Origin of the sequence: Streptomyces noursei ATCC 11455 (assembly GCF_001704275.1) — a bacterium.
In the GTDB taxonomy this organism is placed as follows: domain Bacteria; phylum Actinomycetota; class Actinomycetes; order Streptomycetales; family Streptomycetaceae; genus Streptomyces; species Streptomyces noursei.
Genome location: NZ_CP011533.1, coordinates 2,739,088 through 2,763,141, shown reverse-complemented (window position 1 = coordinate 2,763,141; position 24,054 = coordinate 2,739,088). Strand labels below are relative to the sequence as shown.

19 protein-coding genes and 1 pseudogene are annotated in these 24,054 nt (G+C 70.5%); 15 read left to right on the top strand and 5 right to left on the bottom strand.

Annotation, left to right across the window (positions count from 1 at the left end; genetic code table 11):
• Window positions 1–104: 104 nt before the first annotated feature.
• A complete protein-coding gene (locus SNOUR_RS11525) occupies window positions 105–1,160 on the bottom strand; it encodes a type III polyketide synthase (protein ID WP_067346257.1) in 1,056 nt (351 codons plus the stop codon).
• 261 nt (window positions 1,161–1,421) lie between these two features.
• Window positions 1,422–2,633 (bottom strand): cytochrome P450, encoded by a 1,212-nt coding sequence (locus SNOUR_RS11520; RefSeq protein WP_067346255.1) that lies wholly within the window; start codon window positions 2,631–2,633, stop codon window positions 1,422–1,424.
• A gap of 885 nt (window positions 2,634–3,518) precedes the next feature.
• Here SNOUR_RS11520 and SNOUR_RS46160 point away from each other — a divergent pair.
• The gene (locus tag SNOUR_RS46160) at window positions 3,519–3,662 is read left to right on the top strand and encodes a hypothetical protein (protein ID WP_159425853.1); all 144 of its coding nucleotides are present in this window, start codon (window positions 3,519–3,521) and stop codon (window positions 3,660–3,662) included.
• Between the two features lie 52 nt (window positions 3,663–3,714).
• On the opposite strand, the gene SNOUR_RS11515 is transcribed toward SNOUR_RS46160, so the two are convergent.
• A complete protein-coding gene (locus SNOUR_RS11515) occupies window positions 3,715–4,248 on the bottom strand; it encodes a hypothetical protein (protein WP_067346254.1) in 534 nt (177 codons plus the stop codon).
• Window positions 4,249–4,421: 173 nt separating this feature from the next.
• Between SNOUR_RS11515 and SNOUR_RS49240 the strand changes: the two are divergent.
• Window positions 4,422–4,817: pseudogene (locus tag SNOUR_RS49240) on the top strand (PTS sugar transporter subunit IIB); the annotation flags it as partial.
• A 90-nt stretch (window positions 4,818–4,907) separates the two neighbouring features.
• On the opposite strand, the gene SNOUR_RS11510 reads toward SNOUR_RS49240, so the two are convergent.
• Window positions 4,908–5,552, bottom strand: a complete 645-nt coding sequence (locus tag SNOUR_RS11510) for a TetR/AcrR family transcriptional regulator (RefSeq protein ID WP_079142532.1) — start codon at window positions 5,550–5,552, stop codon at window positions 4,908–4,910.
• 182 nt (window positions 5,553–5,734) lie between these two features.
• On the opposite strand from SNOUR_RS11510, the gene SNOUR_RS11505 reads away from it, so the two are divergent.
• The 10 genes from SNOUR_RS11505 to SNOUR_RS11460 all read left to right on the top strand — a co-directional run bounded on the left by SNOUR_RS11505 (window position 5,735) and on the right by SNOUR_RS11460 (window position 18,785).
• Complete coding sequence (locus tag SNOUR_RS11505) at window positions 5,735–6,190, top strand: MarR family winged helix-turn-helix transcriptional regulator (RefSeq protein WP_067346252.1); 456 nt, start codon at window positions 5,735–5,737, stop codon at window positions 6,188–6,190.
• A complete protein-coding gene (locus tag SNOUR_RS11500) occupies window positions 6,187–7,227 on the top strand; it encodes an ABC transporter ATP-binding protein (RefSeq protein WP_067346250.1) in 1,041 nt (346 codons plus the stop codon). Before SNOUR_RS11505 ends, SNOUR_RS11500 begins: the two co-directional genes overlap by 4 nt.
• A complete protein-coding gene (locus SNOUR_RS11495) occupies window positions 7,187–8,050 on the top strand; it encodes an ABC transporter permease (RefSeq protein WP_067346248.1) in 864 nt (287 codons plus the stop codon). Before SNOUR_RS11500 ends, SNOUR_RS11495 begins: the two co-directional genes overlap by 41 nt.
• A 781-nt stretch (window positions 8,051–8,831) precedes the next feature.
• On the top strand, window positions 8,832–9,221 hold the full coding sequence (locus tag SNOUR_RS11490; RefSeq protein ID WP_039631950.1) for a cell division protein SepF: 390 nt from the start codon (window positions 8,832–8,834) through the stop codon (window positions 9,219–9,221).
• A gap of 55 nt (window positions 9,222–9,276) precedes the next feature.
• Complete coding sequence (locus SNOUR_RS11485; RefSeq protein ID WP_067346246.1) at window positions 9,277–10,713, top strand: AAA family ATPase; 1,437 nt, start codon at window positions 9,277–9,279, stop codon at window positions 10,711–10,713.
• A complete protein-coding gene (locus tag SNOUR_RS11480) occupies window positions 10,710–11,066 on the top strand; it encodes a nucleotide pyrophosphohydrolase (protein ID WP_039631946.1) in 357 nt (118 codons plus the stop codon). Before SNOUR_RS11485 ends, SNOUR_RS11480 begins: the two co-directional genes overlap by 4 nt.
• 487 nt (window positions 11,067–11,553) lie before the next feature.
• Window positions 11,554–12,039: a DUF6099 family protein gene (locus SNOUR_RS11475; RefSeq protein WP_312632544.1), complete on the top strand. Its 486-nt coding sequence runs from the start codon at window positions 11,554–11,556 to the stop codon at window positions 12,037–12,039.
• A gap of 701 nt (window positions 12,040–12,740) precedes the next feature.
• The gene (locus tag SNOUR_RS11470) at window positions 12,741–13,664 is read left to right on the top strand and encodes an LLM class F420-dependent oxidoreductase (RefSeq protein WP_067346244.1); all 924 of its coding nucleotides are present in this window, start codon (window positions 12,741–12,743) and stop codon (window positions 13,662–13,664) included.
• A gap of 280 nt (window positions 13,665–13,944) precedes the next feature.
• Window positions 13,945–15,681: a 3' terminal RNA ribose 2'-O-methyltransferase Hen1 gene (locus SNOUR_RS11465; RefSeq protein WP_312632543.1), complete on the top strand. Its 1,737-nt coding sequence runs from the start codon at window positions 13,945–13,947 to the stop codon at window positions 15,679–15,681.
• Between the two features lie 152 nt (window positions 15,682–15,833).
• On the top strand, window positions 15,834–18,785 hold the full coding sequence (locus SNOUR_RS11460; RefSeq protein ID WP_067346241.1) for a polynucleotide kinase-phosphatase: 2,952 nt from the start codon (window positions 15,834–15,836) through the stop codon (window positions 18,783–18,785).
• 87 nt (window positions 18,786–18,872) lie between these two features.
• Here the strand turns inward: SNOUR_RS11460 and SNOUR_RS11455 are convergent, their stop codons facing one another.
• Entirely contained in the window at window positions 18,873–19,838 is a 966-nt protein-coding gene (locus tag SNOUR_RS11455; protein WP_067346240.1) for a GlxA family transcriptional regulator, read from the bottom strand.
• Window positions 19,839–19,933: 95 nt separating this feature from the next.
• Here SNOUR_RS11455 and SNOUR_RS11450 point away from each other — a divergent pair, with 95 nt between their 5' ends.
• The 3 genes from SNOUR_RS11450 (at window position 19,934) to argF (ending at window position 24,044) form a co-directional block, all read left to right on the top strand.
• Window positions 19,934–21,415: an MFS transporter gene (locus SNOUR_RS11450; RefSeq protein WP_167739043.1), complete on the top strand. Its 1,482-nt coding sequence runs from the start codon at window positions 19,934–19,936 to the stop codon at window positions 21,413–21,415.
• A gap of 143 nt (window positions 21,416–21,558) precedes the next feature.
• Complete coding sequence (locus SNOUR_RS11445; protein ID WP_067346235.1) at window positions 21,559–22,794, top strand: arginine deiminase; 1,236 nt, start codon at window positions 21,559–21,561, stop codon at window positions 22,792–22,794.
• A gap of 245 nt (window positions 22,795–23,039) precedes the next feature.
• Window positions 23,040–24,044, top strand: coding sequence for an ornithine carbamoyltransferase (gene argF / locus SNOUR_RS11440; protein ID WP_067346233.1), 1,005 nt, complete (start codon window positions 23,040–23,042; stop codon window positions 24,042–24,044).
• Window positions 24,045–24,054: the final 10 nt, after the last annotated feature.

Below are 24,054 nucleotides of genomic sequence, written 5' to 3'. Positions count from 1 at the left end.
CGCCGCCCGGTGTGGCCCGTCGTACGCATGCTTGACGAGCCGCCCCGCGACGGCTCGTCAAGTCAGGCTCACTGCTCAGGGATTCGAGCTGCGTGCTCCGCGGCTCAGTTCGGCGACGTCGTCCAGGTGCCCAGGGACATTTCCGCGGTGATGCCGGGGCCGAAGCCGGCCAGCAGGCCGCGCTGACCGTCCTGTGCCGACGCCTCGTCGAACATGCGGGCCAGGGCGTCGAGCACCACCGCACTGGCGATGTTGCCGTACTCGGTCAGCGTCGCCCGACTGAACCGGAATGCCTCGGGCGGCACTTCCAGGAAGCGGCACAGGTCGTCGAGGATGCGCGGACCGCCCGCGTGGACGATGTAGAAGTCCAGGTTCCCCGCGTCCCACTTGTGCTCCTCCGCGAGGGCGCGGAGCGCCGGCGCGAGCGGTTCCATGGTGCCCGGGACCCGCTTGTCCAGCTGGAAGTGGAACCCGGTGGAGCGCACCGCGTAGGAGATCCAGTCCTCGGTGTGCGGTATGAGGTACGAGGCGTTCCGCTGCAGATGGACGCCCGTACCGCCCTTGCCGCGCATCACGGCCGCCGCCACCGCGTCCCCGAACAGGCCGTTGGACAGCAGCGATCCGACTCCGTCGTCGTCGGGCTGGTAGCACAGCGAGCAGAACTCGCAGGCGACGAGCAGGACGTTGGCGTCCGGATACGCCTGGCAGAAGTCGTGTGCGCGATTTATCGCGGCACCGCCTGCGGCACAACCGAGTTGGGCGATCGGAATCTGACGCGTGTCCGACCGGAACCCCATGTGGTTGATGAGCCACGCCGTCAGCGACGGCATCATGAAGCCGGTGCACGACACGTAGATGATCAGGTCGATCTCCCGTGGCTCCAGCTCCGCGTGGTCGAGTGCCCGGCGCACGACAGCGGGGACGCGTGCCTTGGACTCCTCTTCGTAGATGGCGCTGCGGGCGTCGAATCCCGGATGCTCCAGCACCTTGTCGATCGGCTGGATCAGATGCCGCCGTACGACGCCCGTGTGCTCGATCAGTCTCAGCACGAGATTCAGCTGCGAGTGGTTCGCGTGCAGCTGACGTGCCAGTTCGAGGGTGTCGTCCCTGGTGATGATGTATTCAGGGACCGCGATTGCCGGCTTGCACAAAACGGCCATCGGATGCACTCCTTGCAGACTGTGGTCCGCTCAGTGCTGTTCTCGCGCTGCATTTCGCGTCTTTGTCGCTTCCATGTCGATCGGCGAAATCTTCGGCGATTCCGTCGGTCTCACGACACAGACCCTTGGAAGGACGCGAGCGGGCCATCCGTCGAAGAATGAACTCTCCCCGTGCAGATGGGTCATTCCTAGACCGTACGCCAAGGGAGTGAGTTCCGCATTCTGCAGCCGGGGCCGCGGAATTACCGCGGCCCCGGCAACTCACCACACCACAGGCAAAGCCAGCGGATAGCGCCAGATCGCCGTGGTGTTCCACCGGACTTCCTCGGCCGGCTTGGCCAGCTTCAGGTCGGGGAACCGCTTCAGCAGGGTGCTGAGCGCGACTTGAAGCTCCGTGAGGGCCAGTGGGGCCCCCAAGCAGTGGTGCGCGCCCCAGCCGAACGTCATGTGTCCGGTGGGCTCGCGCGAGAGGTCCAGCTCGTCGGGCCGTTCGAACTTCGCGCCGTCCCGGTTGGCGGTCAGATACGAGACGTGCACGATGTCCCCGGCCTGGATCGTCACCCCGCTCAGCTCCACGTCCTCCAGCGCGACGCGTGGGATGCCAACTCCCTTGCGGAACGGGATGAACCGCAGCATCTCCTCGATCGCCTGTGGCAGCGCCTCGGGGTGCTCCCGCAGCATCGCCAGGTCCTTGGGCCGGGTCAGCAGCGTGTACGAGAGGTTGCCGATCTCGTAGGTGGTGGTGTCCTGGCCGGTGATGAGGAGCACCATCGCCATGACGGTGAGTTCCTTCGCGTCGAGGACCTCGTCCCCGACGCGGGCCGTCGCCAGCGCGCTGATCAGGTCGTCCCCGGGGTCACGCCGGCGCCGTGCGGTCAGCTCCGTGAAGTACTCGCGCATCTCGGCCTTGGCCCGGATGGCGTTGTCCTTGTTGTCGAGGCTGACGTTCATCATCGTCCGGGCGTACCCGCGCAGCTGCGCGCGCTCGTCCTCCGGGATGTCCAGCACCTCGCAGATCGTGGTCAGCGGCAGCGGCTGCGCGAGGTTGTCCATCAGGTCGCCCGGCGCCCCGTCCTCGGCCATCCGGTCCAGCAACTCGTCCACGACGCGCTGCGTGCCCTCCCGCATGCGTTCCACCTGCTTGGGGGCGAACGCCTTTGCCACCAGGCTCCGCAGCCGGCTGCTCGCGGGCGGGTCCATCACGTTGATCGCCTCGTCCTGGACGATCGGTTCCGGCGTCATCCGTGGGAAGTCCCGGCCGATGACTGCGTGCCGGCTGAACCGCCGGTCCGTCGTCACCGTCCGCACATCCTCGTACCGCGTGACCAGCCACGCCTCGCCCTCGCCGTAGGGCAGTCGAATACGTGCGACCGGTTCTTCGGTCATGATTCGTCGGAGCGTCGGATCGAACTCCAGCGCCTCGGCGTAATCGAATGGGCAGTTCCAGACGGTGCTATCGGCTTCCTGTGCCATTCCGGACTCCTGGAGTGAGACGGACGGGGTGGATTCGTCGGAGAGCTGAATTGTTGCGAGCGACGAGCGAATTGCCGCCCGCGGTCACGGGCGGCAAGAAGGCATGCGTGCCCTCGCTAGGGCCTGTCCGATGGGTCAGGGCCGGGTCCGCGGCGTCTGGTACGGCACCTCGCCGCGTTGCCGAAACGCCCCAATAGCTCCGCTATCGAGCCGCTCCGGCGCCTTGCGATGCACCGCACCAGACGCCGCGGCCTTGCCGACCCTGACCCATCGGACAGACCCTATTCGGCCAGAAAGGCCCTTTTCGTCCCGGTTATCGTACGCAGGCGGTACCGGCCCCGCCTTGGCCGTTCCCGTCCGGGACCGGTGGGCGCGGCGCGTGACCACGCCGCTTCACCCGTCACTTCCGGGTCACTCGGAGCCGGGTGCCGGCGACCGCCCTGCTACGCCAAACGGGTGATGGGGTGGGCTGGAAGCCCGGCGGGCGGGCCGGATGCCCCTCTCCACTGTCAGGACGGTCGTCGCCCCGAGCAGCGCTCCGATGAGCGAGAGGGCGATGCTCATGCTCGCCACCGTGGTCGTTCGGCGGACCGGACGGTGGGTGGTGCCTATCGGGCGGGTCATCGCTGTTTTGCGGTCGTCGCTCTTTTGTGGCGCCGTTCCCTCACTGACAAGGCCAGGGCTATCGTCGACAACTTGCTGTGGTCGGTACGGCACCCATTGGCGGATCGATGGGTGGGCGGCGATCCTGCTTCGTGGGTTCTCTTCGCCGCCAAGTGGTGGCGGCGCTCAGGGCTGCCGTCTCGCCCGGATTCCCGATCGTGGTGCCTGTGGCAGGGGGAGAACGGTCACTACCAGGCGTGCCTCGCGTACACGTCCGATGGGTTGGAACGGATCCGTGCTCCGCCCGCCGCCGCTGCCGTGGCGCGCGCGTTGGTCGCCGACCCGGAGTCGGCGGACGGGGCGCCGCACGGCCGGCTCGGCGAGGTCGCCCCTTATGACGCGGCGATCCCGGACCGGTTGGTGTGAGGATCCGGGGCATGGGGCCTTCGGGACGCGTTGTCTCCCTGGCTGGGGGTGCTCAGTCTGTCTGGTGTGCGTCCCGGGCCGAGTCCACGAAGTTCTCCAGCGCCCTCCAGAAGGGGTTGTACGCGGCGTTGAACACCTCCTGGCCGTCCGCGCCGTCCGCCAGGCCCGCCCTGAGCGCCTCGTAGAACGGTCCGGTCGCCTTCTGAAGGGCGAGTGCCGCGGCCGCGGCCGAGGGCGGGCCCTCCAACTCCACGACCCGCGCACAGCGGCGGATCTTCGCGTACTCCGCGATCTCCCGGTCGAGCAGGGCGTCGAGCCTGGCGGTCCGCGTCGACGAGGCGGACTCCCGAAGCTCCGCGGAGATCTCCCAGTACAACTCGCCGATTCGGTGGGTCTGTTCGATCAGGTCCAGATAGGCGGTGCGTCGGCTCTCCCGCAGCCTCTCCGCGCGCTGCGAGCGCGCCGCCGTCTCTGCCTGGATCTTGGCGGCCTGCGTACTGCCGCGACTGGTCACCCAGCTGGCCAGTACCGCCGTTCCGCCTGTCACTGCCGCAATTGCCAAGGTCCACACCGTGCTGTCGCCCACGCGGCGCCACAATACCCATTGGATGCCCCGTGGTTGGCTTCTCGGCTTCCCGTTCCTTGCCTGGTTGGACTTCCCGTCGGTGTCATGGGTGCCATGCCACCGATGTGGTGCCGCCTTCCGCCTCCTGACTCGTCTGTCCCCGCGTTCGCCCACCCTCACTCCCTCGCCGGCCCTCGGCTCTGGCGCGGTTGCTTGCCGACCCCGACATCGCCCCGGCCCTGCGGGAGGCTCCGGACTCCGCATCGTTGCGCGCGCTGTCGGCCGCGCCAGAGGTGCGCGGCCCGGCCGAAGGCGCCGAAGTTCCCGTGGTGCACGAGGTCTTGACGGTCTGCGGCAATGGACTCGGCACCAGTCTCTTCCTCAAGATCTCGTTGGAGCGCGTACGTGCCCGGTGGGGCTGGGCTCGCCACGTCATCGTGGAGGCGACCGACACCGTCTCCGCCAGGGGCAAGGCGGGCGAGGCCGTCGCGATCCTCACGTCCCGGGAGATCGCCGGGACGTTGGGCGAGACCGGCATCCCGGTCGTGGCCGTGGAGGACCGCACCAGCGGCAGAGAGGTCGACCGGGTGCCAGGATCGCACTGCCCGTGGGAGCTCCGGCCCCGCCTCCTCCTCCGGGAGACTGACCGGCAAGGGACGGCCGGGGTGGGTCGGCGACCGTCAGCCGGCGGCGCGTTCGTCGGGCGTCGCCTCGTCCCCTTCGGGATCCGCGGCGGCGGCTGCTCTGGCGCGGAAGACGCTCAGCGCCTGGTCCACGGCCTCGATCAGGTACTCCCGGTCCGCGGCCTTCTCCATCACCCGCAGCCCCTGGGTGAACGTGACGAGGAACCGCGCCGCGCTCTTCACGTCCGTACCCGGCGCGAGTTCACCGTTGGCCCGGGCCCGCAGCAGCAGGGCGGCGTAGGCGTCCTCCATGCCGCGCAGGGCGGCTCGCAGCCGTGTGGTGGCCTCGGGGTCGCAGGGAACGCGTTCCAGCACGCCGTGGGTGACCAGGCACCCGTTGCGTTCGGGGTCCGTCAGGGCGGCGTCCACGTAGGACAGCAGGAAGGCGCGCAGAGCGGGCAGCGCGGGACCGTCGCCGGCCAGATCGTGCTCCGCCTTGGCCTTCTCGTCCGCGCTGTAGCGCTCCAGGGCCTTGAGGTAGAGGTCGTGTTTGGAACCGAAAGCGGCGTACATACTGGAGCGATTGATCCCCAACGCGTCCACGAGATCCTGCACGGACGTGCCCTCGTACCCGCGGCGGCGGAAGGTCTCCATCGCCACTTTGAGCGCGGCGTGCGGATCGAACTCTTTGGGCCTGGCCATGGAGCGCGATGCTACCCGCCCCGCCTTGTCGCACCCGTGGTGCACGATCGGCCAGGAGCGCCGGCCCGCGCCGTCACCTACCGATCCGGGATCGGTACCTACCGATCCGGAAGTGGTCGGCGCCCCACCCCGTCGACCGCTCACCACCTGCCTTGCCTCGCAATGAGAGTTAAAGTCGACATATGGCTAATGGGGACCTCCCTGACGAGCTGGCCGACATACTGGCGGGCATCCAGCGGCTGATCCGCCGGCGGCTCCGGCCCGGCCTGCCCGGCCCTCGCCTGCGCGGCGCGGAGGTCGAACTGCTGCGGCTGGTCGCCAACCGGCCCGGCATCCGCGTCTCCGCCGCCGCACAAGAGCTCTACCTGGCGGGCAACTCGGTGTCCACCCTGGTCAACCAGCTCAGCGGAACCGGCTACCTCCGCCGCGAGACCGACCCCGCCGACCGACGCTCGGCCCTGCTCTTCCCGACCCCGGCGGCCCGGTCACGGCTGCACGACTGGGAGACCCGCCGCAGCGCCCTCGTCCGCGAACAGCTCGAAAGCCTCCCGGAAGCCGACCGGGCCGCGTTGGAGGCCGCCCTTCCGGCGCTGCGCCAGCTCGCCCGCAACCTGCATCAGCAGACGGAGGGACCATGACCAGCGAAGACCCGGGCCGGCCGGTGCCAGGGGCCGCACCCGGCCAGTCCCTGCACACCACACAGCCCCGGCACACCGCGGGCACACCGACCGGCAGCCCGACGGCCCCCGACCCGGACCGGACTCCCGGCCCGGACCGGACCTCCGTCCCGGACCGGGATCCGCTTCCCGACGCCCTCGCCTGTCGCGGCCTCCGCTACGCCTTCGGTGAGACCCGCGCCGTGGACGGGGTGGACCTGTCCGTCCGCCCCGGTGAGGTCTTCGGCCTGCTCGGGCCGAACGGCGCGGGCAAGACCACCGCCATCCGCTGCATCACCACCCTCCTGCCCGTCCCCACTGGCATGGTGCGAGTCTTCGGGCATGACGCGGCACGGGAGCGGATGGCCGTCCGGCGACTCCTGGGCTACGTGCCGCAGCAGCTGTCCGCCGACGCCGGACTGACCGGACGGGAGAATGTCGCACTCTTCGCCAGGGTCTTCGACATCCCACGCCGCGAGCGCGCCGCCCGGGTCGGCCAGGCGCTGGAGGCCGTCGGCCTCACCGACGCCGCGAACCGGCTCGCCAGCACGTACTCCGGCGGCATGATCCGCCGACTGGAACTCGCCCAGGCACTGGTCAGCGCCCCCCGCCTGCTGATGCTCGACGAACCGACGATCGGCCTCGACCCGATAGCCCGCACCACCGTCTGGGAGCACATCAACGTGGTCCGCGCCGCGACCGGCATGACCGTCCTGGTCACCACCCACTACATGGACGAGGCCGAGCAGTACTGCGACCGCGTCGCCCTGATGCACCGCGGCCGGATCCGCGCACTCGGCACACCCGCCGAACTCCGCTCGGACCTGCGTGCCCGTCGGGCACAGGCCGCGCGCACCACCACGACGACACCGTCCGCGCCCCGCACTTCTGCCTCGTCCGATGTCGAGCCGACGCTGGAGGACGTCTTCCGCGACGTCGCCGGCACCGGACTCGACGAGCAGTCAGGAGACTTCCGCGATGTCAGAAGCACCCGCCGCACCGCAACCAGGGTCGGTTGAGCCCCCGGCCGCCGCCCGCCACTTGGACCTGCTGCTGATTCCACCGCGCCCCCGCACGGGCTGGCGGGTGCTGCCCGCCAGAGTCGTCGCGATGTGCGTGGTCGAGTTGCAGAAACTGCGCCATGACCGCACGGAGCTCTACACCCGCGCCGTCCAACCCGCCCTGTGGCTCGTGGTCTTCGGCGAGACCTTCACCCGTATCAAGGCCATTCCCACTGGTGGCACCCCCTATATCGACTATCTGGCGCCCGGGATCATCGCCCAGTCCGCCATGTTCATCGCGATCTTCTACGGCATCATGATCATCTGGGAGCGGGACGCCGGGATCCTCACCAAACTCCTGGTCACCCCCACCCCGCGGTCCGCCCTGATCGCCGGCAAGGCGTTCGCCGCCGGACTGAAGGCACTGCTCCAAGCCGTGGTGGTCATCGTCATCGCCGCTCTGCTCGGTGTGGCCATGACCTGGAATCCGCTACGACTGTTGGGCGTGGCCGTCGCCGTGATCCTCGGCTCCGCGTTCTTCTCCTGCCTGTCGATCTCGATCGCCGGCATCGTGCTGACCCGAGACCGCCTGATGGGCATCGGCCAGGCCATCACCATGCCGCTCTTCTTCGCCTCCAACGCCCTCTATCCCGTGGCGGTCATGCCCGGCTGGCTACAGACCGTCAGTCGGATCAACCCCCTCAGCTATCAGGTCGACGCCCTCCGCGGGCTGCTCCTAGGGACCCCCTCTCATCTGGCCCTCGATTTCGCCGTCCTCGTCGCCGCCTCGGTCGCCGGTATCGCCGTGGCCTCCGCTCTCCTCGGTCGTCTGGCCCGCTGACCCGTAGGCCGCCACGACCCGCCGAGCGATCCGCCTCGTCTCTCGCACGGCGGGCGCGACCTGCCCACGCCAGCTCCTTCCCGAACACTCTCCGTACTCATGCATCCACCGTAAGAGACCCCACTGACAATGCCCTCGACCAGCGGGAACGCCCGGCCGGTGGCCTCCGCCCGGCCCGTCGCCTCCGTCCGGTCCGTGTTCTCCGCTCGGCCTGTGCGTCGACGGGGCATGCCGCCCGCGCGCGGAATCCCCGACGTGGAAGCCTCCGCAGACACAGAAGCAGGCGCAGGCGCCGGCCGGCCGGAGTCGAGGGGCGAGGCGCTCGCGCACGCCTGCGTGTACCGCCGCGTGGTGGCAACGAACGCGAGTCCTCTACCGGTTGCGGACCGCCTCGGGTCCGTCGCCCGTCCGCCGCGTCGCCCTCGTGACGAACGACACGTCTTCCACCGCTGCGGTGCACACCGCGCATCCGCCCGTGGGTGAGGAGCTCACGAACGCTCAGGGGTACATGGCGCCCGGCGACGTGAGTAGTTGTCAGGCACGTCCGCAACGTGGCCCTGGGGGCGGGCGCCTGCTCCGTCACAAGAGAGGATGAACAGGCATACAGAAACTCGACCCGGTGGATTCGCCGAGCTGTCCGCACTGGTCAGAGCTATGAGGCAGGATGGGAACGGCTGCGCCGCCTCGTGTGTCGCAGTCAGCGACGTTTGTAGGTTTATCTCTAGAATCGTGCGATGCACATACCGCAGAAAGCCAGCGCTCCTCTGGGTGAGGTGATTCGGTGAACGGCCCCGATGCCACCGACGAGCAGTGGGAAGGGCTCGCTGAAGTCGTACCGCTACGCGGCGGCAGCGAATGGCCCTCGTGGCCCGACCACCGCGCGCTCCCGGACGACGAACCGACGGAAGAAACGCGGCGGTTCATCGTCATCCGTGTCCAGACCTTCGCGGACGCCCGGGAAGTGGCCGAGTACCTCATGGCGCAGTTGCCGGTCCTGCTGGACCTCAGCAGCGCGGACACCGATGTCGCCAAGCGCATCCTGGACTTCGCCAGCGGCGTCGTCTTCGGCCTCGGCAGCGGAATGCACCGCGTGGACACCAATGTGTTCCTGTTGGCGCCGGTCGGCACCGAGGTCGCGGAACCGGCAACGGGTTCCGTCCCCCATTCGTAGGAAGAGCAGTTGGGCGTAACGGTTCTCCGTGCGTGCGACTGCATAGCGTCCCCGCATGGATACCGACAGTCCGCGTCCGGCCGTCATCGAATTACGGCTGTCCGCCTTCAAGTCCCATCGCGGCACCACCCTCCCGCTCGGCCCGTTGACCCTGCTCAGCGGCGACAGCGGAAGCGGCAAGTCCAGTGTGCTGCAGGCGTACGAGATCCTCGCCCGGCTCGGCAGCGGAGACCCACTGGAGCGGGCCGTGGGGGTGGTGGCGGGTGGGGCCTCCGCCTGCGTACCGGCCGGCGCGCGCCCCGATGACCAGGGGCGGCGCGGCTTCCGTCTCGGCTGTACGGTCGACGGCCCGGTGGGTCCCGTCCACCTCGACCTCGCCGTGCAGGCCGAACCCGAACTCCGTATCGTCGGCGAGCGGTTGACGGGTCGCGGCGAGACCTTGCTCACCACCGCCCTCACCGACCCCGCCCGTCCCGCCGTCCAGGCTGCCTGGCACACCGCGGGTGCGACGCCGGTGACCCGTGCGCCGCTGCCCGACGACCGGCTGGCCACCTCCCTCCTCCCGCTGCGTGTGGCGGGCAAGACGGAGGGGCAGCGCCTCGTCCTGGCCGCCGCGGAACAAGTCGTGGTGGCGCTGCGTTCAGCCTTTGTGTGCGATCCGCGACCGGAGGCCATGCGGGGCCAGCCGGCGGTTGGCGGCGCGCCTGACGGCGGAATGGGAGGCGGTACGTCCGGAACGGGAGGCGCGGGGCGCGGTGCCGGCACACGCGCCGGTGGCCGGGGTGGTGGCTCCGGCCGCCCGGGGAAGGGAGGGGGATCCGGCGGTACGGGCGGTACGACGGGTACGCGCGGACGCAAAGGCGCACGGAACGGCGGTGGGGCCAGCGGTTGGAGTGAGGACGAGGAGCGCGACGAAGGACGGCTGCGATCGTCCTGCGACAACCTGTCCGCCGTACTGGAGCGCACCAGCCGCGAATGCTCCCGGAGGCACGCCGTGCTGGTGGCGGCCGTACGGGAGGCGTGCTCCGGGCCTGTTGACGGGCTGCGCGCGGTTCCCCGGCAGCCGGACGCGGCGACGGTGGCGGATGCCGTGGCCGCCGGAGAAGCCGATGGTGCCGCGGCGCTGGGTCGGCAGGCGACTCCGGATCCGCGGGACCTCCGGACCGTCCTCGACCGTGGTGTTCTGGGAGAGATGCCCGTCGAGCAGCTCGGCGACGGCGAACTGAGGTTCCTCGCGCTGGCGCTGGTGCTCCTGACCGGTCCCGGGGTGCTTGCCATGGATCCGGCGGGGGAGATCCCGTCGGCGCTGCAGCAGATGACGGTGATGGCGGACGGCATGGACCGCTGCATGGATCGCCGGCAGGTGCGGGAACTGGTGTCGTTGGCGGTGCGGATGGCCGAACGCGGACACGTCAGACTGCTGGGCACGGTGCGGGACCCGTCGGTCGCCGAAGGGCTGCCCGAGGTGCAGGTGCTACACCTAGGGGTATGAGTGAGGATCTTCATGCCCTGCAGCGACGCCTGGCCGAGTTCGCGGCCGCCCGGGACTGGCAGCAGTACCACACACCCAAGAACCTGGCCGCGGCGCTCAGCGTCGAGGCCGCGGAACTGGTCGAGATCTTCCAGTGGTTGACGCCGGAGGAGTCGGCGAAGGTGATGTCCGACCCGAAGTCTGCCGGCCGGGTGGCGGACGAGGTCGCGGATGTCCTGGCGTATCTCCTGCAGTTCTGCCAGGCACTGGGGATCGACCCGCTGACCGCGCTCGCCGCGAAGATCGAGCGCAATGAGACGCGGTTCCCGGCGGTCCGGCAGGCACCGCCGGACCGACCGCGGGGCGACGAGTAGCCGTCGGACGGACCAGCGGCGGGCGTCAGCCGAGGGGATACGGCCGGCGGGGCGGGGCAAGGGCCTCCGCCCCGCCGGCTTTTTCGCGCCGGTCGTGGGACGGCTCGCACTGCCTGCCGTGCGCCGGCCCGTGCGCCACTGCCGCCGCTGTCGCCCACACCGCCACCTCCGTGCCGTGCGCCATGAGTCGTGATTTATGCGGAATGGGGACGGCGTCCAACAGCAGGGACTGCAGTGGCTGGTAGGTCGAAAGTGCTTTGAGTGCCGTACGTGGCGCGATTCATGCTGGGATATGGGTGGGAGCGCAGCCACGCGAGGTGCCCTTGGGGGCCGGAACTGCCGCCGCGACCGTTCCGAAATCGCCTCTTGTCACTCTATGGAGTCATGGATCTTTCCACAGCGCCTTGGTTGTCCACAGATTTGCGAATTCCTCTGGCGTTTTTGGCTGTTGACCCTCACTCTGGGTAGTGGAAGGAGAGCGGGGTGAATGCATATGGAGAAGGAAGGGGGAACGCAGATGGACGCGGTGCGGATCATCGCGGCCAGCCGACGCAGTCTGGCACAGACGAACACGGTGCATGACGTGCTCGTCGAGGCGTGGCAGGCGCAAGCCTTGGCAGAGGCGATAGGTAGCCATCTCGCGATATTCGGTCCGTACGAAGTGCGGTCCAGAGCCCGGGGGTTGGGCGATGCGAGCGGGCGGTTCAGCGGGGGACTGCTGTGCTCGACAGCGACCACCGACGGGTTGCGGGCGGCTCAGCTGACCGAGATACGTGACGTCAAGGCAGTCCTTGTCGGCCTGTGCCAACTGCTTCGAGAGGTGTGCGAGGCGCTGGTGGCAGTGGTGATCTCGGCAGAGGAGGAGGGGATGTACTGGACCTGCGTCGAGGCCATGGACACCGCCGACGAATCGAGAGACCACGCCACCGGAATACTGGAGAAACTGGAGGTACGCGACCGGCACCTTGCCTGACGAAGGGCGGGCCGCCTCCCGCCCTGCCCTCGGGAACCACCGTCGGCCCGGCTGGCACCCCATGCTGGCCGACCAGTTCAACCGGCTTGCCCGGGTAGAGGCGCGTCACCCGTGCCCCCGGCAGGCCATGCCCGGAACCGGCATCCTTCCGCGCCCCTTCTGTCGCTGCCCTCGCCTGTTCCCGCTTCCCCTGAACCTCTCCCTCCTCGCCTCCACATCCCTCCGTGGCTTCGTTCTGGTGGCAGCCAGTAGGCGATACGGATCCGACAGTAGGTGACACGGATCCGACGGGGCAGGGCCTCGTCATCGGCGTCGTGCTCGTAGGGTTCCTCGTCACCTTCCTTTCCCACTCCCGCTTCCTCCTCCTTCCCTCTCCCTCTTCCTCTCCCGTTTCTTCTGCGCCCTCGCTGGTTGTCGCTGCGCCTGTGCCCGGGTGGGACATGCGACCGGAGCCGGGGTCCGGAGCCGGGACGTGGGCTGAGGCAAGGGCGGAGCCGCCTCCCGCGCGGGGCGTCGTGCCGGCGGGTTCTCGTTCTTCACCGCAAGCCCAGTCGCCCGCTCACCCCGCCGGTCAGGCAGCCTCGCTCCACCCACTCGGCATGCCGGACCGACTACACACCCCACATATGCCAAAACGAGCCCACCCGATGGGCCGGTAGGCACCGGCGATTGTTTCGCCGACCACCGTGCAGGATGGAGGTATGGATCTACGCATCTTCACCGAGCCCCAGCAGGGGGCTTCCTACGACACCCTTCTGAAGGTCGCCAAGGCCACCGAAGACCTCGGGTTCGACGCCTTCTTCCGCTCTGACCACTACCTGCGGATGGGCAACGTCGACGGGCTGCCCGGTCCGACGGACGCCTGGATCACACTGGCCGGTCTGGCCCGCGAGACCAAGCGCATTCGACTCGGCACGCTGATGACGGCCGGTACCTTCCGCCTGCCGGGCGTGCTGGCCATTCAGGTGGCCCAGGTCGACCAGATGTCCGGCGGTCGGGTCGAACTCGGCCTCGGCGCAGGGTGGTTCGAGGAGGAGCACAAGGCGTACGGCATCCCGTTCCCCAAGGAGAAGTTCGCGCGGCTTGAGGAGCAGCTGGCGATCGTCACCGGACTGTGGGCCACGGAGGTCGGAAAGGAGTTCTCTTACGACGGGACGCATTACCAGCTGGAGAAGTCGCCCGCGCTGCCCAAGCCCGCTCAGGGCAAGGTGCCGGTGCTGATCGGGGGACACGGCGCGACGCGCACCCCGCGACTGGCGGCGCGGTACGCCGACGAGTTCAACATGCCCTTCGCCTCGCTCGAAGACAGTGAGCGCCAGTTCGGACGGGTGCGGTCGGCCGCCGAAGCCGCTGGACGCAGGGGTGAGGACCTGGTGTACTCCAACGCTCTGGTCGCCTGTGTCGGCAAGAACGACGCCGAGGTTGCGCGGCGGGCCGCGGCCATCGGGCGCGAGGTGGACGAACTCAAGGCCAACGGTCTGGCGGGCTCGCCTGCCGAGGTCGTGGACAAGCTCGGCCGCTACTCCGCCATCGGCGCGTCCCGGGCCTATCTGCAGATCCTGGATCTGGACGACCTGGATCACCTGGAGCTGATCTCCGCGCAGGTTCAGTCCCAGCTGAGCTGACGGCGGGGCCGTGGCGGCCGGGGCGGTATGGCAGCCCGGTGGGGCGGTGCCGTGGGGCCGGCCGCCGTCGGTGTGTTGCCGCAGGGCGGGAGGCGGGAGGCGTAGATCGACTGGTCGGCGTCACCGACCACGCACAGCTCGGCCGCGGGAGCCGGACGCGGGTGTGGAGTCGGGGGTTGCGGAGCGGAGGGGAGGGAGGGGGGAGGGGGAGGGGCGAAGCAGGTGGCGGAGCTGGGAAAATCGGTGGGGAATCAGCACCGCACACATCGATACTCAAGGTGTGTTTCTGACCATAACCACCACCGGTACGACCGACCGTCCCGCGACCGACCTCGGGTTTCTGCTGCACAAGCATCCTGACCGGGCGCAACAGTTCTCGACGGCGCACGGCACCGCGCATGTCCTCTACCCGGAGGCCGACGCGGAGCGGTGCACGGCGGCGCTGCTGCTGGAGGTCGATCCCGTCGCCCTGGTGCGGCGTGGGCAGGGCAAGGGGCGCGGCGGGGCCCCGGACGCGGCGCTCGGGCGGTATGTGAACGACCGTCCCTACGCGGCGTCGTCGCTGCTGGCGGTGGCGTTGCGGAGTGTTTTCGCGAGCGCGATGAAGGGGCAGTGCGTGGCTCGTCCGGAGCTGGTGGGGCGGCCGATCCCGCTCCGTATCGAGGTGCCGGTGCTGCCCGCTCGCGGCGGCGCGGCGCTGGTGGAGCGGCTGTTCCGGCCGCTGGGATGGTCGGTGCTGGCCGAGCCGCTGCCGTTGGACGAGAGGTTTCCCGAGTGGGGCGACTCGCGCTACGTACGGCTGGTGCTGGAGGGCGCATGTGAACTCGCCGTCGCATTACGGCACTTGTATGTGCTGCTGCCGGTGCTCGACGACGCCAAGCACTACTGGGTGGCGCCCGATGAGGTCGACAAGTTGCTGCGAGCCGGCGAGGGCTGGCTGGAGCACCACCCGGAGCAGCGGTTGATCGTCGGCCGCTATCTCGCCCGCCGCCGGTCGCTGACGCGTGAGGCGATGGCGCGGCTGGAGCTGGAGCGGCTCGCCGAGGCGGACGACGCGGCCGTCGAGGAGATCGACAACGCGGTGGACGAGGAGGTGGACACCGAGGAGAAGCCGGTGCCGCTCGCCGCGCGGCGACGGGAGGCCGTCCTCGGAGTGCTGCGCTCGACCGGAGCCGCCCGGGTCCTCGATCTGGGGTGTGGGCAGGGGCAGTTGATCGGTGCGCTCCTCAAGGAGGGGCAGTTCACCGAGATCGTGGGGATGGACGTGTCGATGCGGGCCCTCCAGGAGGCCCGGCGCAGGCTCCGCCTCGACCGGATGCCGGAGCGACAGTCGCGGCGCGTGTGGCTCGTCCAGGGTTCGCTGGCGTACACGGACAGCAGGCTCAAGGGGTTCGACGCCGCGGTGCTCAGCGAGGTCGTCGAGCATGTGGATCCGGAGCGGCTGCCGGCGCTGGAGTACGCGGTCTTCGGGGTGGCCAGCCCCCGAACGGTCGTGGTGACCACGCCCAACGTCGAGTACAACGTGCGCTGGGAATCGTTGCCCGCCGGGCGGGTGCGGCACGCGGACCACCGGTTCGAGTGGACGCGAGACGAGTTCCGGCGCTGGGCGGGGGAGGTCGCCGCGCGGCATGGCTATGCGGTGACGTTCGGCCCGGTGGGGCCGGAGGATCCGGAGGTCGGGCCGCCGACCCAGCTCGCGTGCTTCGTCCGCGAGGGCGGCGAGGAAGGCGGCAAGGGCGGCGAAGGTACGAACGGCAGTAATGGTGTGGGTGTGGGTGTGGGTGGGAGCGGGGGATGGGGCTGGGGCGAAGGTGTCGGTGGTGTGGCCGACGGGATGGCCGACGGGGGTCACAATGGTGACATCAGGGATGGTCGGGGCATTGAGGTCGGCGGTGGCGACAGCGGACCGGGCGATTCCGTCAGTTCTGCCAGTTCTGCCAGTTCTGCCAGTGCTGTCAGTGCTGTCAGTGCTGTCAGTGCTGTCAGTTCCGGCAGTGGGAAGGAGGTAGCGGCATGAGTGAGCCGGATGACCGTATGTCGCAGCCCCGGGCCGGGCAGTCGTCCATCGAGCCGGCACCCCTTGAGCAGCCGGCCGTCGAGTCGTCGTCCGTCGAGCGGGCGGTTGGTGGGCGGCCGGTTGGTGAGTCGGAGTCTCGTGGTCCTCGCGAGGTGTCGCGTGTGCTTGCCGTGCCCGATCTGTCGCTGGTGGTGCTGATCGGGGCGACGGGCTCCGGCAAGTCGACCTTCGCCGCCCGGCATTTCAAGTCGACCGAGGTGATCTCGTCGGACTTCTGCCGCGGGCTGGTCAGCGACGACGAGAACGACCAGAGCGCCAGCGACGATGCGTTCGAGCTGCTGCACTTCATCGTGGGCAAGCGGCTCGCGGCCGGGCGGTTGACGGTGGTGGACGCCACCAACGTGCAGACGGAGTCGCGTGCCCGGCTGGTGCGGCTGGCGCGCGAGCATGACGTCCTGCCGGTGGCGATCGTGCTGGAAGTGCCCGAGCACGTCTGTGCCGAGCGCAACGCGGCGCGTGCCGACCGGGCCGGGCTGCCGCGCCGCGTCATCCAGCGGCACCAGCGTGAACTGCGGCGCTCGCTCGGCAAGTTGGAGCGCGAGGGCTTCCGCAGGGTGCATGTGCTGCGTGGCGAACGGGAGACCGAGGCCGCGGAGATCGTCAGGGAACGGCGGTTCAACGACCTGCGGCACCTCACGGGTCCGTTCGACATCGTCGGTGACATCCACGGGTGCCGCTCCGAACTGGAGACGTTGCTGGGCCGGCTCGGGTACGAACTCGCCCGGGACGGCCAGGGGCGGGCCGTGGACGCGATGCACCCCGAGGGGCGTACGGCGGTCTTCGTCGGCGACCTCGTCGACCGGGGGCCGGACAGCCCCGGAGTGCTGCGCCTGGTGACGGGAATGGTGGCGTCCGGTCACGCACTGTGCGTTTCCGGGAATCATGAGAACAAGCTCGGACGTTATCTCAACGGTCGCGCTGTTCAGCACACGCACGGTCTCGCCGAGACCATCGAGCAGTTGGAGAAGGAGGACGAGACGTTCCGCGCCGGGGCCGCGGAGTTCATTCGGGGACTGGTCAGTCACTACGTCCTGGACGGGGGTGGATTGGTGGTGTGCCATGCCGGGCTGCCGGAGAAGTACCACGGCCGCACGTCGGGCCGGGTGCGGTCGTTCGCGCTGTACGGCGACACCACGGGCGAGACCGACGAGTTCGGCCTGCCCGTGCGGTACCCCTGGGCGGAGGAGTACCGCGGCCGCGCCGCCGTCGTCTACGGTCACACGCCGACACCGCGCGCCGGTTGGGTCAACAACACCATCTGCCTGGACACCGGTTGCGTCTTCGGCGGGAAGCTGACCGCGCTGCGCTGGCCGGAGCGTGAGTTGGTGGACGTGCCGGCGGAGCGCGTCTGGTACGAGCCGGCCAAGCCGCTGGCCACGGAGGCGCCGGGCGGGGCGGACGGTCGCCCGCTGGATCTGGGCGACGTGGCCGGCCGACGGGTCGTGGAGACCCGTCACATGGGCCGCCTCGCCGTCAGGGAGGAGAACGCCGCTGCCGCGCTGGAGGTGATGAGCCGCTTCGCGATAGACCCCAGGCTGCTGCCGTATCTCCCGCCGACCATGGCTCCGTGCGCGACCGCCAAGCCGTCCGAGGAGGCGGATGCGCGCGGCGAGGGCTTCCTGGAGCACCCGCGGGAGGCGTTCGCCGAGTACCGCGCGGCGGGCGTCCGCGAAGTGGTCTGCGAGGAGAAGCACATGGGCTCCCGGGCCGTGGTGCTGGTCTGTCGGGACGAGACGGTGGCCCGCGAGCGGTTCGGGGGGTCGGCGGCGGGGGTCTCGGGTGCGCTGTACACCCGCACCGGGCGTCCGTTCTTCGACGACCGGGAGACGACCGAGCGGATACTGCGCCGGGTCCGGGACTGCGTGGAGCGGGCCGGGCTGTGGTCGGAGCTGGACACCGAATGGCTCCTGATGTACGCCGAGTTGATGCCGTGGTCCCTGAAGGCGACGGGTCTGCTGCGCACACAGTACGCGGCGGTCGGTGCGGCTTCCCGGGCGGTGTTCCCGGGGGCGCTCGGCGCGCTGGAGGCGGCGGCCGACCGCGGGGTCGAGGTGGCGGCGCTGCTCGACCGGCAGCGCGGCCGGGCCGCCGACGCCGCGGCGTTCACCGACGCGTACCGGCGCTACTGCTGGCGGGTGGGGGAGTCCGCACCGCCGCCCGTGGCGGCCGTGCCGGGGGACCGTCCAGGCAGTGGCGCCGTGGCGGAGGACGGGGCGGAGTCCCGCATCGGGGCGTCCCAGGGGCGCGGCGAGGGAGTCGACCAGCCGGGGCGACCGGTCGGAGCACTGGTCGAACCAGTCGAACCAGTCGAACCAGTCGAACTGGCCGGACGGGCAGGACAGGCAAGACAGGCTGGGCTGGCCGGGATCCGGCTCGCGCCGTTCCAGATCCTTGCGGTCGAGGGGCGCAGCCTGGCCGGCCTGCCGCACACCGAGCAACTGGCCCTGATCGACCGGCTGATAGCGGCGGATCAGGCGCTGCCGTGGAGGGAAGACGCGACGGGGGCGAATGCGACGGGGGCGGATGCGACGGGGGCAGACGCGGCGGAAGAGTGCGCGACGGTGGCGGATCCGACGGTGATGGACCCGACGGTGGGGAACGCTTCTGCCGGGTCCGCTGCCGACCGCATACGGTTGCTCGCGCCGACCCGGCGGTTGGTCGTCGACACGGAGGACGAGGCGTCGGTCGCGGCCGGTGTGGAGTGGTGGCTGGATCTGACCGCGGAAGGCGGTGAGGGCATGGTCGTCAAGCCGGTCCGGGCGCTGGTCCGGCAGGCGGACGGCCGGCTCGTCCAGCCGGGCATCAAGTGCCGCGGCCGGGAGTACCTGCGGATCATCTACGGTCCGGAGTACACCCGGCCGGAGAACCTGCGGCGCCTGCGCGTCCGCCACCTCGGTCACAAGCGTTCGCTGGCCCTGCGCGAGTACGCGCTGGGGCTGGAGGCGCTCGACCGGTTGGCGGACGGGGAGCCGCTCTGGCGGGTGCACGAAGCGGTCTTCGCGGTGCTCGCGTTGGAGTCGGAGCCGGTGGACCCGCGGCTGTAGCGGGGCGTGGCGGGGCGCGGCGAGGAGTCGTCGGAGCGTACGACGCGCCGCGCCCAGGGCCAGGCACGGGTGGCGACCCCGTTGGTCTCACGCCACCCGTGCCGCCCGGTATGTGCGTCGGTAGTCGACCGGGGGTACGCCCATCGCCCGGGTGAAGTGGCGGCGGAGGTTGGCGGCCGTCCCCAGGCCGGCGATCTCCGCCACCCGGTCCACGGGCAGGTCCGTGCTCTCCAGCAACTCCCGTGCCCGTGCGATGCGTTGGGACTGGAGCCACTGCATCGGCGTGGTCCCGGTGGTGGCGTGGAAACGCCGGACGAGGGTGCGCGGGCTGGTGTGCGCATGCCGGGCGAGGTCGGCGACGGTCAGCGGTTCGCGGAGCCGTTCGGCGGCCCAGTGCAGGACCGGCGCGAGGGAGTCGTCGCGGCGTTCCGGCAGCGGCGTCTCGATGTACTGTGCCTGGCCGCCGGGGCGGTGCGCGGGCGCGACCAGTTGTCGGGCGAGCGAGTTGGCGACGCCGGTGCCGAAGTCCTCGCGGATCAGGTGCAGGCAGACGTCGATGGAGGCGGTGGCGCCCGCGCCGGTGAGCACGTCGCCGTGGTCGACGTACAGGACCGTCGGGTCCACGGTCACCGTCGGATGGCGCTCGGCGAGCAGTGCCGCGTACATCCAGTGCGTGGCGGCGGTCCGGCCGTCGAGCAGCCCGGCCGCGGCGAGGGTGAAGGCGCCCGAGCAGAACGAGACCACGCGCGCGCCGCGACGGTGGGCCTCGCGCAGCGCCGCGACGAGTTCGTCCGGCGGGTCGCCGTGGACGTCGGCGGACGCCGGCACGATGACCGTGTCGGCGGAGATCAACTCCTCGGCGCCGTACGGGGTCCGGGTGTTGAACCACGCGCCGGCGAGGCTCGTCTCCCCCGCCCCGTCGCCGATCACGCACACCCGGACGTCGTACCAGTCCGGGGGCGGTTGGAGCCGGTCGAAGCCGAAGATGTGGCAGGGGACGGCGAGTTCGAAGAACGGCATTCCGGCGGTGACGGCGATCGCGAGGGAAGGCATGGCTCGAGTGTCGCAGAGCGCGTGGCAGAAATGTAGCGGGTGGTGGCAGTGCTGCCACTCGTGACGGGGGAGCGCACGGCCGATGCTTGATCGACATGACCCATCCTCTTCCGAGCGACCGGGGGACGGGTGCGCCCACGGGCGCGGCCCCCGCTCCCCGCCCCACCGATACCGACGGGCACCCCGCCACCCGGGCCCCCCGCGAAGCACCCGACCCCCGCCGCTGGCTGATCCTGGCGATCGCCTCCGCGGCGCAGTTCCTCGCCGTGCTCGACCTGATCGCGGTCACCATCGCGTTCCCGGCCATCGGCCAGGACTTCGCACCGGCGCCGGCCGCCGCGCTCTCCTGGGTGCTCAACGGCTACACCGTCGTGCTCGCCGCACTCCTCGTGCCCGCCGGCCGACTCGCCGACGAGGCCGGGCGGCGGCGCTGCTTCCTGGTCGGCATGGTGCTGTTCGGTCTGGCGTCGGCGGCCTGCGGGGCGGCGCCCACACTCACCTTGTTGATCGTGGCGCGGGTGGTGCAGGGCGTGGCCGCCGCGGTGCTGATCCCCACCTCGCTCTCCCTCGCGCTGCCCGCCTTCCCGGCCCGCGAGCGGGCGACCGCGGTCGGGGCGTGGACGGCGGTCAGCGCGGTGGCGGCGAGTTCCGGCCCGGTGATCGGCGGGCTGCTCACCGCCGTCGACTGGCGGCTGATCTTCCTGATCAACGTCCCGGTGGTGCTGCTCGCGGTCGTCGCGGGCGTCCGACTGCTGCCCCGATCGGTGCGCGGGCCGCGGCAGGCGCTCGACCTGCCCGGCACGGCGCTGGTGCTGGTGTGTGTCGGCGCGCTGGTGACCGCGTTCGTCGAGGCCCCCGAGTGGGGCTACACCGCGCCGGCCACGCTCGCGGTCCTCGCCGCCGGCGTACTGGCGGGCGTACTGGGCGTCCGTCACGTCCGGCGGGTCGAACACCCCGTCGTGCATCCGGCGCTCTTCCGCACCCCCGGTTTCACTCCGGCCACCCTGGGGCTGCTCGGCTACTTCGTCGCCTACGGGGCGATGATGCTCGCCGCGAGCCTGCTGTTCACCGACGTCTGGCACTACCCGGTGCGGACGGCGGGTCTGGCGATGGCGCCCTGGCCGCTGACCGTGCTGGTGGTCTCGGCGGTCTCCGGCCGGATCGTCGCGGCGGTCGGGAACCGGGGGACGGCGGTGATCGGCGCACTGTGCTTCGTGGTGGCGGCGCTGTGGTGGTCCGCCCTGGCCGGCGACGGGAGCGGGGGAACGCACTACGCGACGCGGTTCCTGCCCGGACTGATCCTCGCCGGGTTCGGCACCGGGCTCTACCAGCCGGTGATGTTCGCCGCCGCGGGATCGCTGCCCAGCAGTCAACTCTCCCTCGGTTCGGGCGTCCTGATGGTGTCCCGGCAGGCCGGTACCGCGCTCGGCGTCGCCGTCCTCGTCGCCGCCGTGGGCGGCCAGCAGCATCCGGGGCTCGGGGCGCTGCGCGGCGGCTGGATCATCGCGGCGGTGACCTCGGCGGGCGCGGTGGCGGCGGCGCTGGCCCTGGGGCGGGACGGGCAGCCGCGGCGGTAGACGGGAGCGAGGGGCGGACGGGGGCGAGGGGAAAGGCCGGGCGGGGCTGGCCAACACCCCCGATCCCCTCGATCCCCCCCCCGACAACCCTCGACATCCCCCGACTCCCGCCACTTGGCCCCCTGAGCCGACAAGATGGGGAGATGGGATTCCATGTCGACTCAGAGGCCGGGCGGCTGCGCCGGGTGATCCTGCACCGCCCCGATCTGGAACTGAAGCGGCTCACTCCTTCCAACAAGGACACCCTGCTCTTCGACGACGTGCTGTGGGTGCGGCGGGCACGGGCCGAGCACGACGGGTTCGCGGACGTGCTCCGCGACCGGGGTGTCGAGGTGCACCTCTTCGGGGATCTGCTGGCCGAGAGCCTCCAGATCCCCGAAGCGCGGACGCTCGTCCTGGACCGGGTCTTCGACGAGAAGGAGTACGGGCCGCTGGCGACCGACCACTTGCGGGCGGCGTTCGACGAGCTGCCGGTGCCCGAACTCGTCGAGGCGCTGGTCGGCGGGATGACCAAGCGCGAGTTCCTCGAACGCCACCCCGAACCCACCTCGGTCCGCTTCCACGTGATGGACCTGGACGACTTCCTGCTGGGCCCGCTGCCCAACCACCTCTTCACCCGCGACACCTCCGCCTGGATCTACGACGGTGTGTCGATCAACTCCATGCGCTGGCCCGCCCGGCAGCGCGAGACCGTGCACTACGAGGCCATCTACCACTACCACCCGCTCTTCCGCGACGAAGCGTTCCACGTCTGGTCGGATGGCCAGGCGGACTTCCCCTCGACGATCGAGGGCGGTGACGTCCTGGTGCTGGGCAACGGGGCGGTGCTGATCGGCATGAGCGAGCGCACCACTCCGCAGGCGGTGGAACTCCTGGCCCGCGGGCTGTTCGCGGCGGGATCCGCGCAGACGATCGTGGCGCTGGACATGCCCAAGCGGCGGGCGTTCATGCACCTCGACACCGTGATGACCATGATCGACGGGGATACCTTCACCCAGTACGCGGGTTTGGGCATGCTCCGCTCGTACACCATCGAACCGGGCGCGGGCGCGCAGGACCTCAAGGTCACCGACCATCCGCCGGAGCACATGCACCGCGCCATAGCGGCCTCCCTGGGCCTGTCCGACATCCGGGTGCTCACCGCGACCCAGGACGTGCACTCGGCCGAGCGGGAGCAGTGGGACGACGGCTGCAACGTGCTGGCGGTGGAGCCCGGCGTGGTGGTGGCCTACGAGCGGAACGTCACCACCAACACCTTCCTGCGCAAGCGCGGCATCGAGGTGATCACGATTCCCGGGAGCGAGCTCGGCCGGGGCCGCGGCGGCCCGCGCTGTATGAGCTGCCCGGTGGCCAGGGACGCGGTGCCGGGGGTGGGCTGAGCCGGGTTTCCGGGGAGGTCGGGCCGGCCGCCGGAGGGTATCCGTATACAGATACGATGGCTCGTATAGACTTCCAGTGCGGGGGGTCGAGCGAGCTGTCGATACGTCGAGTCACCGACGCGTCGAGCCGGGGAGCCGGCGGCCCGTCGATGCGGCGGTCCGCCACCCACCCACCCACCCACCCACCCGCCCGCCCACTCACACACCCGCCCCACCCCGACCCGCCGCGAACGAGGAGCCCACCCATGGCGATAGACCTCACGGGCCGCCACTTCCTCAAGGAGCTGGACTTCAGCGCCGAGGAGTTCCGCCGACTGATCGACCTGGCCGCCGAGCTGAAAGCGGCCAAGCGTGCCGGCACCGAGGTCCGCCGCCTGAACGGCCGCAACATCGCGCTGATCTTCGAGAAGACCTCGACCCGGACCCGCTGCTCCTTCGAGGTCGCCGCCGCCGACCAGGGCGCGTCGACCACCTACCTGGACCCGTCCGGCTCGCAGATCGGGCACAAGGAGTCGGTCAAGGACACCGCCCGCGTCCTCGGCCGGATGTTCGACGCCATCGAGTTCCGCGGCAGCCGCCAGGCCGACGTCGAGGAGCTCGCGGCGCACGCCGGGGTGCCCGTCTACAACGGGCTCACCGACGACTGGCACCCGACCCAGATGCTCGCCGACGTCCTGACCATGGTCGAGCACGGCGGCGACCGCCCCCTGGAGGAGACCGCCTTCGCCTACCTCGGCGACGCCCGCAACAACATGGGCAACTCCTACCTCGTCACCGGCGCGCTGCTCGGCATGGACGTGCGGATCGTGGCGCCCCGGCAGCTGTGGCCGGAGGACGCCGTCGTCGCCCGGGCGCGGGCACTCGCGGAGACCAGCGGGGCCCGGATCACCCTCACCGAGGAGGTCGCCGAGGGCGTCCGGGGCGCGGACTTCGTCGCCACCGACGTCTGGGTCTCCATGGGTGAGCCCAAGGAGGTCTGGGACGAGCGGATCGCGCTGCTCGCCCCGTACGCGGTCACCATGGACGTGCTGCGCGCCACCGGCAGGCCCGGGGTGAAGTTCCTGCACTGCCTGCCCGCCTACCACGACCTCGGCACCGCCGTCGGCCGGGAGATCCACGCCCGCCACGGCCTGACCTCGCTGGAGGTCACCGACGAGGTCTTCGAGTCCGCGCACTCGGTCGTCTTCGACGAGGCGGAGAACCGGATGCACACCATCAAGGCCGTGATGGTGGCGACGCTGGGCCGCTAGGCCCCGCCCG